Source organism: Aliiroseovarius sp. S253 (assembly GCF_049800855.1).
Classification (GTDB): Bacteria; Pseudomonadota; Alphaproteobacteria; order Rhodobacterales; family Rhodobacteraceae; genus Aliiroseovarius.
Genome location: NZ_JBNAFW010000001.1, coordinates 744,846 through 756,893 on the forward strand (window position 1 = coordinate 744,846; position 12,048 = coordinate 756,893).

11 protein-coding genes are annotated in these 12,048 nt (G+C 57.3%); 5 read left to right on the forward strand and 6 right to left on the reverse strand.

The window, feature by feature from the left end; all coding sequences use genetic code 11:
* The first annotated feature begins 7 nt into the window (after positions 1–7).
* Positions 8–526 carry a DUF2478 domain-containing protein gene (locus ACP15F_RS03725; RefSeq protein ID WP_424939493.1) on the forward strand — a complete coding sequence of 173 codons (519 nt, stop codon included), beginning with the start codon at positions 8–10 and terminating at the stop codon, positions 524–526.
* Positions 527–605: 79 nt separating this feature from the next.
* Here the strand turns inward: ACP15F_RS03725 and ACP15F_RS03730 are convergent, their stop codons facing one another.
* On the reverse strand, positions 606–968 hold the full coding sequence (locus tag ACP15F_RS03730; RefSeq protein ID WP_424939494.1) for a DUF5368 domain-containing protein: 363 nt from the start codon (positions 966–968) through the stop codon (positions 606–608).
* Positions 969–982: 14 nt separating this feature from the next.
* Positions 983–2,296 carry an NAD(P)/FAD-dependent oxidoreductase gene (locus tag ACP15F_RS03735; protein ID WP_424939495.1) on the reverse strand — a complete coding sequence of 438 codons (1,314 nt, stop codon included), beginning with the start codon at positions 2,294–2,296 and terminating at the stop codon, positions 983–985.
* Positions 2,297–2,594: 298 nt separating this feature from the next.
* Between ACP15F_RS03735 and ACP15F_RS03740 the strand changes: the two genes are divergently transcribed.
* Complete coding sequence (locus tag ACP15F_RS03740) at positions 2,595–5,384, forward strand: bifunctional aconitate hydratase 2/2-methylisocitrate dehydratase (protein ID WP_424939496.1); 2,790 nt, start codon at positions 2,595–2,597, stop codon at positions 5,382–5,384.
* Positions 5,385–5,460: 76 nt separating this feature from the next.
* On the opposite strand, the gene ACP15F_RS03745 is transcribed toward ACP15F_RS03740, so the two are convergent.
* A complete protein-coding gene (locus ACP15F_RS03745; RefSeq protein ID WP_424939497.1) occupies positions 5,461–6,837 on the reverse strand; it encodes a glutamine synthetase family protein in 1,377 nt (458 codons plus the stop codon).
* A gap of 182 nt (positions 6,838–7,019) precedes the next feature.
* Between ACP15F_RS03745 and ACP15F_RS03750 the strand changes: the two genes are divergently transcribed.
* From ACP15F_RS03750 to ACP15F_RS03760, 3 genes are read left to right on the forward strand one after another with little or no spacing between them, the layout of a single operon-like run.
* A complete protein-coding gene (locus ACP15F_RS03750) occupies positions 7,020–7,835 on the forward strand; it encodes an ABC transporter substrate-binding protein (RefSeq protein WP_424939498.1) in 816 nt (271 codons plus the stop codon).
* A gap of 17 nt (positions 7,836–7,852) precedes the next feature.
* Positions 7,853–8,692 (forward strand): amino acid ABC transporter permease, encoded by an 840-nt coding sequence (locus ACP15F_RS03755; protein WP_424939499.1) that lies wholly within the window; start codon positions 7,853–7,855, stop codon positions 8,690–8,692.
* Positions 8,693–8,696: 4 nt separating this feature from the next.
* Positions 8,697–9,419 (forward strand): amino acid ABC transporter ATP-binding protein, encoded by a 723-nt coding sequence (locus ACP15F_RS03760; protein ID WP_424939500.1) that lies wholly within the window; start codon positions 8,697–8,699, stop codon positions 9,417–9,419.
* 4 nt (positions 9,420–9,423) lie between these two features.
* Here the strand turns inward: ACP15F_RS03760 and gap (ACP15F_RS03765) are convergent, their stop codons facing one another.
* The 3 genes from gap (ACP15F_RS03765) to gap (ACP15F_RS03775) all read right to left on the reverse strand — a co-directional run bounded on the left by gap (ACP15F_RS03765) (position 9,424) and on the right by gap (ACP15F_RS03775) (position 11,792).
* Complete coding sequence (gene gap, locus ACP15F_RS03765) at positions 9,424–10,422, reverse strand: type I glyceraldehyde-3-phosphate dehydrogenase (RefSeq protein ID WP_424939501.1); 999 nt, start codon at positions 10,420–10,422, stop codon at positions 9,424–9,426.
* A gap of 100 nt (positions 10,423–10,522) precedes the next feature.
* Positions 10,523–10,666: a hypothetical protein gene (locus tag ACP15F_RS03770; protein WP_424939502.1), complete on the reverse strand. Its 144-nt coding sequence runs from the start codon at positions 10,664–10,666 to the stop codon at positions 10,523–10,525.
* Between the two features lie 127 nt (positions 10,667–10,793).
* On the reverse strand, positions 10,794–11,792 hold the full coding sequence (gap, locus tag ACP15F_RS03775) for a type I glyceraldehyde-3-phosphate dehydrogenase (protein WP_424939503.1): 999 nt from the start codon (positions 11,790–11,792) through the stop codon (positions 10,794–10,796).
* Positions 11,793–12,048: the final 256 nt, after the last annotated feature.

The window sequence follows — 12,048 nt, forward strand, 5'->3', positions numbered from 1 at the left end:
ATGAGAAATGAAGATTGCTTGCACTAAAGCCCCGGGACGGGGTGACACGGATCAGCTTTTGTACCGAGTGGCCACAGCGCTGACCGCTAAGGGGATACGTGTTGCAGGGACCGCCCAGATCAATACCGATCGCGAAAAGGATGGCCCCTGCGACATGGATATTCAGGTGCTGCCCGATGGTCCGCTTTTGCGCATCTCGCAGAGCTTGGGGCAGGGGGCTCGGGGCTGTCGGCTGGATGCATCTGCGCTGGAAGACGCCGTCGCGCTGGTTAGCGCCTCGCTTGATCAGGGGGCTGATTGCCTGATTATCAACAAGTTCGGCAAGCAAGAAGCTGAAGGTCACGGCTTTCGCGATGTGATCGTGAAGGCGTTAGACTTGGATATTCCGGTTCTGGTTGGGATGAACCAGCTGAATCAGGATGCGTTCGCAAACTTTGCGGGCGGAATGGAGATCCAACTTCCGCCCGAGGCTCGCGCACTGGAAAACTGGCTTTTGGATCAAGATTGCCCTGCAATAGCCGTGTAGTCAGACAAAACACCCGAAAACAAAAGGGGCCGCATGACGCGGCCCTTTTTCGTTTTCTCGGGGTGTTTTTTGCAGAGCGTCAGTCAGCTTGACCGCCCGACTTCTGTAGAAACAGCGCGTCAAACGTGTAGACCAGAATGGCCGCGCCGACCGCGCCCATTGCAGCGATACCCAAGAGGATGATCAGGTCGATCGGCCCACCAATGTCGCCAAAACCTGAATGGGTCATCTTCTGGACAAACAGAACCGCAATCACGGCGCCGAAGGGCATCGATAGTTGGGCGCGTAGGAACTTGCGCCAGCTGACCGCGCGGTCGCGGATTAGCACGTACACATATGCCAGCGTGACGACAGCGGCCAAGACAACCATGGTCCAGAATAGGCCAGCGCCGAAGATCTCTTCAAAAACGGCGATCAGAGTGTCAAAGGTAAGTTCTTTCATCGGTCAAATCCTCCTTACGCGTCGCCACGGATCATGGCGTTATAAGTCGCTTTCAGGGCGACCTCTTTCATCAGCCAGCTGATCCACAGTTCTTCCAGTGGAGCAATCACGCCCGGGAAGCTGGGGGTCAGGTCATTGTTGTAGTCGAACTCGATCAGCATCGCGCGGCCGACGCGGGTGATCAGCGGGCAGGACGTATAGCCGTTATAGCTCGCGTCGCTTTTGGTGCCTGTGATCTGCGCGATCAGGTGTTCCTCGACCACGGGTACCTGCCATTTGGCGCTGGCGGCAGTCTTGCCTTTCGGTACGCCGGCGATGTCACCCACCGCAAAGACGTTGTCGAAGAAGTTGTGACGCAGAGTGTGCTTGTCGACGGCAGCCCAGCCACGGCCATCCCAGCTTCCGGGATCCGTCAGGGCAGAGTTGCGCACAACGTCAGGCGCTTGTTGCGGCGGTACGATATGCAGATAGTCATAGGGCATTTCCGCGTCACCGGTTTCAGTGGCGAAGGTGGCCATCTTCTTGCCCGCATCCACCGATTTCAGCACATGGCTGTAGTGCGGCGTGATCTCGCGTTGGCTAAACAGCATCCGCAGTTTTTCCGAGATGATCGGAACGCCAAACAGACCCTTATTGTGGGCCATATAGTTGATGTCGAGCTTCGTCGTCCCAGCCTTGCGAGCGATGTCGTCGATCAAGAAGGTGTGCTTGATCGGCGCGCCTGCGCATTTCATTTCGGTCGCGGGGCGGGTGAAGATGCCGACACCGCCGTCTTCGGTATAACGGCCTGCGGCCTCCCATGTTTTGGCGGCATAGTCCGGTCCGGCATAGAGCGATCCAATGCCGTCCTTGCCGATCATGTCCATCTCGAACCCTTCGATGGCGCCGTAGTTCAGGACGAGGCCAGTGGCCAGAACAAGGAAGTCATATGGAACGGTCTTGCCGCTTTCGGTCATCACCTTGTTGCCGTCCGGATCAATCTCGGCGGCGCGTTCGGAAATCCAAGTGATGTTCTTGGGCAGCCAATCGCCGGTTTGCGAGACCGAGTACTTGGCTGGCTTCAGGCCCGCCGCGATCAGCGAAAAGCCCGGCTGGTACCAGTGTTCCTTGCGCGGGTCGATGATGGTGATCTCGGCCCCGTTCAGGCGACGGGACAGGCGATTGGCGAGTGCGGTACCCGCTGCACCTGCGCCAAGGATAACGATCCGGGCCTTGGTGTCGATGGGGGTAGGGGCGGCGGTTGCGCCAGCGCCTGCGGCCATAAGGGCACCTGCGCCTGCGGCAAATCCAAGAAATCCGCGGCGTGTTGCGTTGAAGTTGTGTGGCATGAGCGACCTCCAATCAGGCAATGCTTCGTTCTGACGCCTCTCTACGCTCGTTAAGTATTCAGGTCCATGAATGTGTTAAGGGAATGGGAGTGGCCTAATGACGCAGTGAAATTGGAGTGGGATCAGACCGCAAATCTGTGTATGAAGCGGCAGGGTGGGTTTTCTACCGCCTTTGTAGATATTGCAGCGCTCGCGACAATTTGGTATACAGCGGCATACCGCAGACATATCCGGCCGCAGAAGATTCTGTTTTGCCGGGTTTACGGGCTGCATCAAACTCGAAATCGTAGGGATCGTCATGAGCTTGTACACCGACTACCTAAATGAGATTGAAACGCGTAAAGGCGAGGGGCTGAACCCCAAGCCGATCGACGATGGCGCACTGGTTGGCGAATTGATCGAGCAGATCAAAGACACCGGAAACGCTGAACGCGAAGCATCGCTGAATTTCTTTATTTACAACACTCTGCCGGGCACCACGAGCGCCGCTGGCGTCAAGGCGGCCTTCCTGAAAGAGATCATCCTTGGCCAAGCTTCGGTCGCTGAGATCTCGGTCGAATTCGCCTTCGAACTGCTGTCGCACATGAAGGGCGGTCCCTCGGTCAAGGTTCTGCTGGATCTGGCATTGAGTGACGACGCCGCAATCGCTGCGCAGGCTGCTGAAGTGCTGAAGACTCAGGTATTCCTTTATGAAGCCGACACCGCGCGTCTGGATGAAGCTTACAAAGCTGGCAACGCCGTGGCGACCGACATTTTGGAAAGCTATGCCAAAGCCGAGTTCTTCACCAAGCTTCCGGAAGTAGAAGAAGAAATCAAAGTCGTGACCTATATCGCCGGTGTGGGCGACATCTCGACCGACCTTCTGTCGCCTGGTGCCGAAGCACACTCGCGCGCAGACCGCGAATTGCACGGCAAATGCATGATCACGCCTGAAGCTCAGGTTGAAATCCAGGAGCTGCAGAAACAGCACCCGGACGCACGCGTCATGCTGATCGCTGAAAAAGGCACCATGGGTGTTGGTTCAAGCCGTATGTCAGGTGTGAACAACGTGGCGCTGTGGACTGGTAAGAAAGCCAGCCCCTATGTGCCCTTCATCAACATCGCCCCGGTTGTGGCTGGTACCAACGGCATTTCGCCGATCTTCCTGACCACCGTGGGCGTGACCGGCGGTATCGGCATCGATCTGGACAACTGGGTCAAGAAGCTGGACGCCGATGGCAACGTTGTTGAAGACGAAGATGGCGAAGCTGTTCTGGAAGAGGCCTATTCGGTCGCTACCGGCACCGTGCTGACCATTAACTCGAAAACCAAGACCCTGCATGACGCAGATGGCAAAGAGCTGAAAAGCGTCGCCGCTGCGTTCACCCCGCAGAAGGTAGAGTTCATGAAGGCTGGCGGCTCGTACGCTGTGGTCTTCGGCAAGAAGCTTCAGACATTTGCTGCCGCCGCACTGGGGCAGGAACTGAAATCGGCCTACGCACCCTCGAAAGAGATCACGGTCGATGGGCAGGGCCTGACCGCTGTTGAAAAGATCTTCAACCGCAACGCTTTGGGCAGCACGCCCGGCGCAGTTTTGCACGCCGGATCGGACGTTCGCGTCAAAGTGAATGTGGTTGGCTCGCAGGACACCACCGGTCCGATGACCGCGCAGGAACTGGAAGCAATGGCTGCCACCGTGATCTCGCCGTCGGTAGACGTTGGTTATCAGTCGGGCTGTCACACCGCATCCGTTTGGGACAAGAAGGCTCAGGCCAACATCCCGAAACTGATGAAGTTCATGAACGATTTCGGCCTGATCACCGCGCGTGATCCGAAGGGCGAATATCACGCGATGACTGACGTGATCCACAAGGTGCTGAACGACATCACTGTGGATGACTGGGATGTCATCATCGGCGGCGACAGCCACACCCGTATGTCCAAAGGCGTCGCCTTCGGTGCTGACTCGGGTACTGTGGCGCTGGCGTTGGCCACCGGTGAAGCGTCGATGCCGATCCCGGAATCGGTCAAGGTGACCTTCAAGGGCAAGATGGCCGACCATCTGGACTTCCGTGACGTGGTACACGCCACTCAGGCACAGATGCTGGACCAGCATGGCGACAACGTCTTCCAGGGCCGCGTGATCGAAGTGCATATCGGTACGCTGCTGGCTGACCAAGCCTTCACCTTCACCGACTGGACAGCTGAGATGAAGGCGAAAGCTTCGATCTGTATCTCTAACGATGACACTCTGATCGGTTCGCTGGAACTGGCCAAGTCTCGTATTCAGGTCATGATCGACAAGGGTATGGACAACGAAGCCCAACTTCTGGCCGGTCTGATTGCCAAGGCCGACAAACGCATCGCTGACATCAAATCGGGTGCCAACCCGGCCCTGACCCCGGACGATACCGCCAACTACTTCGCTGAGGTTGTTGTGGATCTGGCTGCCATCGATGAACCGATGATCGCTGACCCGGACGTAAACAACGATGACGTTTCCAAACGTTACACCCACGACACCATCCGCCCCGTATCCTACTACGGTGGCGACAAGAAGGTTGATCTGGGCTTTGTTGGCTCGTGCATGGTTCACAAGGGCGACATGAAGATCGTGGCCCAGATGCTGAAGAACCTTGAGAAGACGATGGGCAAGGTCGAGTTCAACGCACCGCTCGTGGTTGCTGCTCCGACCTACAACATTGTCGACGAGCTGAAGGAAGAAGGCGACTGGGAAATCCTCGAGAAGTACTCGGGCTTTGAGTTCGACGACCTGTTCCCGAAAACGCAGGCGCGTACCGAGTACGAGAACATCATGTACCTTGAGCGTCCCGGCTGTAACCTTTGCATGGGTAACCAGGAAAAAGCCGCTAAGGGTGACACGGTTCTTGCCACCTCGACCCGCCTGTTCCAAGGCCGCGTCGTAGGCGACCTGCCCGAGAAGAAAGGCGAAAGCCTGCTGGCCTCGACCCCGGTCGTTGTGTTGGCTGCTGTTCTTGGCCGCACCCCCACGCTGGAAGAATACAAAGCCGCAGTGGAAGGCATCGATCTGACCAAGTTTGCTCCGCCGCTGGCGGTTCCGTCGACCACCAAGTCGGCACACTTCTAAAGCCGGCAATGGATTGAAATAGAAAGGGCGGGGAATTTCCCCGCCCTTTTTGCTTTATGCCTTTGTCGCTTGTCGCTTAGGCATTCAACAGAAGATGCTGTCTCTCCCACGGTGAAATTTCGCGCTGGTATTCTTCGTTCTCGGCCCATTTGATGTCTGAGTAGAGCTTGCAGAACTCTTCGCCCAGAACCGCACGCATGTCTTTGGCTTCGTCGAACAGTTCCAATGCGGCACGCAATGAAGCGGGCAGGGGTTCTTCTACCTCCCAGACCTCTTTCACGGCTTCCGTACGGGGCTCGACCTTGTTGATCATGCCCAGATATCCACATGCCAATGAGGCTGCAATGGCGATGTAGGGGTTGGCGTCCATGCCGATCACGCGGTTCTCCAGCCGGCGGGCGGCTGGGCTGGAATGCGGCACGCGCAGTCCGGTGGTCCGGTTGTCGCTTGCCCATTCAAGGTTCGCTGGGGCCGACTGTCCGTCGACCGTGATCCGGCGGAACGAGTTCACGTACGGGGCCAGAAGCGGGACGACATCCATCAAATACTTCTGCGATCCGCCAATGAACCACCTGAATAGGTCCGAAGCCGAGCCATCCTCGTTTGAGAAAATATTCTTTCCGCCGTCGATCTCGACAATGCTTTGATGCACATGCATTGCGCTGCCGGGTTCATCCCGGATCGGTTTGGCCATGAAGGTGGCAAAAACACCGTTCTTCAAAGCCGCTTCGCGAATCGTGCGTTTGAACAGGAAGACCTGATCGGCCAGATTGATCGGGTCACCGTGGTTCAGGTTGATCTCGATCTGGCCAGCGCCGCCTTCTTGAATGACGGTGTCGATCTCAAGCCCCTGCGCTTCGGCAAAGTCATAGATCGTGTCGATGACGGGCCCGTATTCATCCACCGCCGACATTGAATAGACCTGACGGCTGGCGCCCTTGCGCCCAGTACGTCCGATGGGCGGCTCGATCGGTTCGTTCGGATCGTGGTTGGGTTTGGTCAGATAAAACTCAAGCTCGGGCGCGATGACGGGTTTCCAGCCTTTTGCGGTGTAAAGATCAACAACGCGCTTCAAAAGACCTCGCGGCGAGATCGCCAGCGCCGTTCCGTCGCGGTTATACATGTCACAGATGACCTGCAGGGTGACATCTTCCGACCATGGCACAGCGCAGGCGGTGGACATGTCGGCACGCAGCACGACATCCCGTTCAACCCATTGGTTTTCGATATCCATATCGACATATTCGCCGGAAATCGTCTGATAGAAGAGTGAAATGGGCAGGGCCAGATCGGTCGCCGGATCAAACTTGGCGGCTGGCATGGCCTTCCCGCGCGAGGTTCCGACAATGTCGGGGATGATGCACTCCACTTCTTCAATACGACCCCCATCTGCATAGGCGACAAAATCAGCGGACAAGTTCTTGGCCCAATCCAAGGGGCGCTTTGGTGACATCAAAACCTCCTTCAGCGGCGGGTGTCATCCGACGCCGGTTTTCGTAAAAAGAGTTCGTGCTGGATATTTGATCAAATTATCACGAAGGTCAATGGCCCGTTTCTGACAGCGCTTTTCGCTCGTACATGTCAAAGCTTCGCGCTAGGCTCTGATCAAATATCCAATCTGGGGAGATTTGAGACATGAGAACATTGGTAACTATCCTCTGTGCGTCGCTGGCAGGCAGCGCAGCATTCGCCGCTGACCATTGTGCAGCTGGCAAGACGCTGACTGACGGCGTTCTGACCATCGCGACGGGCAACCCAGCCTATTATCCGTGGGTCATGGACGATGCCCCCGAAAGCAAACAAGGATTCGAGGCTGCCGTGGCCTATGCTGTCGCAAACGAAATGGGTTTTGCTGACGACGCCGTCACTTGGGTGCGCACCTCGTTCGATGAGGCGATCCAGCCCGGCGCGAAGAACTTTGACTTCAACCTGCAACAATACTCGATCACGCCCGAGCGCGAAGAAACCATCGATTTCTCGCTGCCCTATTACAGTTCGGCCATGGCCGTTCTGACCACCAAATCGGTGGCCGAAAAAGTAGGCGAGCCGACCATGGATGCGTTGAAAGGACTGATTTGGGGGGCAGGCGCTTCGCACACTGGGGCCAGCATGGTCGGCGAGGTGATCGCGCCCGAGAAGGACGTGCTGCTTTACAACGACAACACCGATGTGACTGCCGCGCTGCAAGCCAACCAAATCGACGCGGCGCTGTTTGACCTGCCGACCGCGCTGTATCTTTCGGCTGTCGTGGTAGAGAACGGCGCGCTTCTGGGCCAATTCCCTGCCGAGCGCTCGGAAAACCCAGATCAGTTCGGCATGCTGATGGCAGATGGAAGCACCTTGAAGCCTTGTGTCGATGAGGCCATCCAAGCTCTGACAGATTCAGGTAAGCTGGCCGAGATCGAAGCCGAGTGGCTGCAAGGCGCCACTGGCGTTCCAGTCATTCAGTAAGGCGGGCAACGCACAGAATGACGAAGGCAGAGGATATCCCGGCCATGCCGGGGCGGCGCGCGCAGTATGAAGCTGCGTTGCGCCGCCGCTCTATGTGGGTTGCGGGGGCATCGACCGCGGCGGTTTTCCTGGCCATTCTGGTGTTGGTGCCTCTGGCGCCCGGCTGGGAGGCCGTGAAAAAGAGCTTCTTCAACTGGGGCGTCTTTTCCAAAACCTTCCCCGGCCTGCTTGACGCCTTCCTTCTGGACATCGCCATTTTCGCATGGTGCGCCCCGCTGATCGCACTTCTGGGTCTGTTCGTGGCGATCTGCCGTGACATCCAGAAACCAGCGCTGTATCCGCTGCGCCTGTTCGCGACAGTCTATACCGACGTCTTTCGTGGGCTTCCTGTCATTCTGGTCATCTATCTTGTGGGCTTCGGCATTCCCGGTCTGGGCCTGCCGCGCCCGTGGAATTCGCCCTATATTTGGGGCTCTCTGGCGTTGATCCTTGTCTATGCCGCGTACGTGGCCGAGGTCATTCGTTCTGGCATCGGATCGATCCACAAAAGCCAAAGTTCAGCATCTCTGTCACTGGGTCTGTCGAACGCCGATACGATGCGTTATGTGATCCTGCCGCAGGCCCTTCGAAACGTGCTGCCTGCGAATATGAACCTTGTGGTGGCCCTACAAAAAGACGTGGCGCTTTTGTCCTTCGTTGGCCCGGTCGAGATCTTCCGGCAGGCGGGCGTCTATAAATCGCTCTATGCCAACTTCACACCCTATGTGGGGGCCGCGCTTATCTTTCTGGCGATCACCATTCCGATGACGCGCTTTGCCGATCACCTGATGAACAAACGCCGCAAGCAGGAGCAATAAGCCCATGCTGTCGCTTAGAAATATCCAAAAGACCTTTGGCGATCACCACGTGTTGCGCGGCATCGACCTTGAGGTCGCGAAGGGCGAGATGGTCTGTCTGATTGGTGCATCCGGCTCGGGTAAATCGACGCTTTTGCGGGCGGTCAACCTGCTGGATCCCGTCGATGATGGCGAGATTTGGTTCGACGGCGTGGACATCGCCGAACCGGGGCTTGATCCTCAGCCTGTCCGACAGCGCATCGGGCTGGTTTTTCAATCCTACAATCTATTTCCGCACATGTCGGCCGCCGACAACGTGATGCTCGCCCCGCGCCGGGTGAAAGGTCTATCCCGTGCCGCGCAAAGGGGTCGTGTAGAAGAAATGTTCGAGCGGTTTGGTCTGAGCCATCGCATCGACCACTACCCGGATCAACTGTCCGGTGGCCAGCAGCAACGTGTCGCAATCATTCGCGCGCTAGCTATGCAGCCCGACATTCTGCTGTTTGACGAGATCACTTCCGCCCTCGATCCCGAACTGGTGGCCGAGGTTTTGGACGTGCTGCGCAGTCTGCGCGCGGAAGGGATGACCATGATCCTTGCGACCCACGAAATGGGGTTTGCGCGTGAACTGGCGGACAAGGTCTGTTTCTTGGATAGCGGGCGCATTCTGGAAGAAGGCACGCCTGCACAAATATTTGACGCGCCAGCTGAAGAGCGGACGCGTCAGTTTTTGTCTCAGGTTCTGTAAGCGATTACAGGTGTTTGCCCATTTCGACCGCTGTGTCCAACATGCGGTTCGAGAAACCCCATTCATTGTCATACCAGCTGAGAACGCGGACCATATTGCCGTCCAAAACCTTGGTTTGATCCAAAGCCAGCGTCGACGAGTTCGGGTCGTGGTTGAAATCGATCGATACCAGCGGGCGGCTCGTAACACCCAGAACGCCTTTCAGCGGGCCGTCTGCCGCGGCTTGCATAGCGGCGTTGATTTCCTCGGCGGTGGTGTTGCGGCTAGCCTCGATGGTTAGGTCTACGCAGGATACGTTCGGGGTCGGAACGCGGATTGCGACGCCATCCAGCTTGCCGTTCAATTCTGGAAGGACCAGACCCACGGCGCGGGCAGCACCTGTGGTGGTTGGGATCATGCTCATCGCGGCGGCGCGGGCGCGATAGGGGTCGCTGTGTAGCGTGTCCAGCGTCGGTTGGTCACCGGTGTAGGAATGGATCGTGGTCATGAACCCCTTGGTGATGCCCACGGTGTCGTGCAGCACTTTCGCGACCGGCGCCAAGCAGTTGGTGGTGCAGGATGCGTTCGAGACATGCACGTGATCTGCTGTCAGGCTGTCGTGGTTCACGCCATAGACAACGGTGTTGTCCGCGCCAGAAGAGGGGGCCGAGACCAGAACGCGGCTGGAACCATTGCCCAGATGCACTAGGGCCTTGTCGCCTTTGAAGATGCCGGTGCACTCCATCACGATGTCCACATTGCCCCAGGGCAGGTCATCTGGGTTGCGGATGGCGGTCACGGCGATCTTACCGCGCCCCGCGTCGATCCAGTCTTCGCCAAAGGTGACGGGATTGGGGAAGCGTCCGTGGACGCTGTCGAATTCCAACAGATGGGCGTTCATCTCGACCGAGCCAAGATCGTTGATCGCCACAACTTCGATATCTGTGCGGCCGCTTTCATGAAGGGAACGCAGGACAAGCCTGCCGATACGACCGAACCCGTTGATTGCAACTTTGACCGTCATGCCCGTCTCCTTCACTTTAGCATGAAAATGTGAGCGCTAACATCGCAGTATTTTCGAAAAGGTCAAGGGGGCAGGGATTGAAGGTCACAACAGTGTGGGGTCAGCGCCAGAAGGCCACCCATTCAGAGAGTTCTAGGAACTTCTTGGCAAGGAACACCAGATAGGTGCCATCCCAAAGGAAGATATCCAGCCCAAGTAGCAGCAGGATTGCGGCCCCAAGCAAGATGGCAAGCTGATTAGTCACAAAATGGGCTCCGGCCTGTTTTCGTCAATGTGACAACTCGCGCGGGGCGGAGCAAGGCAAAACGGATAGGCAAAAGAAAACCCCCGCAGCTTGGGCTGCGGGGGTCTATCCAAATATTGGGATTGGATCAGATTCTGCCCATTTTGACAGCCAGATCGCCCATGCGGGTCGAGAAGCCCCACTCATTGTCATACCACGCTAGAACGCGGACCAGACGACCGCCGATAACCTTGGTCTGGTCAGCGGCAAAGATCGAGCTTTCTTCGGTGTGGTTGAAGTCGGTCGAGACCAGTTGTTCTTCGGTATAACCCAATACGCCTTTCATTGCGCCTTGTGACTGCTCTTTCATCACGGCGTTTACGTCCGCTACGGTCACGTCCTTTTCGACCACAACGGTCAGGTCCACGGCCGAGACATTCGGGGTCGGAACGCGCACGGCGGACCCATCCAGTTTGCCTTTCAGTGCTGGCAGAACCTCGCCCAAAGCTTTGGCGGCACCGGTCGAGGTTGGGATCATCGACATGGCAGCAGCGCGGGCGCGGTACAGATCCTTGTGGCGACGGTCCAGCGTCGGCTGGTCGCCGGTATAGGCGTGGATCGTGGTCATGATGCCGCTTTCGATGCCGAAAGCGTTCAGCAGGACTTTGGCAACCGGAGCCAGACAGTTGGTGGTGCACGAACCGTTCGAGACCATGACGTCGTCGGCGGTCAGCATCTCTTCGTTCACGCCGCAGACGATGGTCTTGTCCACGTTGGTGCCGGGGGCCGACAACAGAACTTTCTTCGCGCCACGCTCTAGGTGTGGTTTGGCCTTGATGCCGTCGTTGAAGTTTCCGGTGCATTCCAGAACAACGTCGCAGCCGCCCCAGTCCAATTCGTTCATGTCGTAGGTCGACATCATTTGCATCGGGCCTTGGCCCACATCCATGGTGCCATCGCCCAGAACGACCTCGTTCGGGAAGCGGCCATGTACGCTGTCATATTTCAGAAGATGCGCTGCGGTTTCCAAGGGGCCCGTGGCGTTGACCTTGACCACCTGAATGTCCTTGCGCCCTGAGGCAGCGATCTGGGCCAGAGTGCAGCGGCCGATACGACCAAAACCATTGATGCCGACTTTGACGGTCATGAGTTCTTCCTTGTTCGAAAGCGGCCGTCGCCAGCCACAAAAGATTATCTTCGACTTGCATGGGGTATAGCTCCGACCGGAATGTCACCCAACCCGGAAAACAGCTTTCACCCCAGCATGATAGCGAAAACATGACTGGCATCGCCGCGCGTTAGCGCAAACCTTCAACGGGGCGAATTTTTCATTCCCTCGATGGGTGATGGGCTTGCCCTTTGGGGTGGGTGCGTTAGATTCGCATCCAAACGCGCATAGGAAT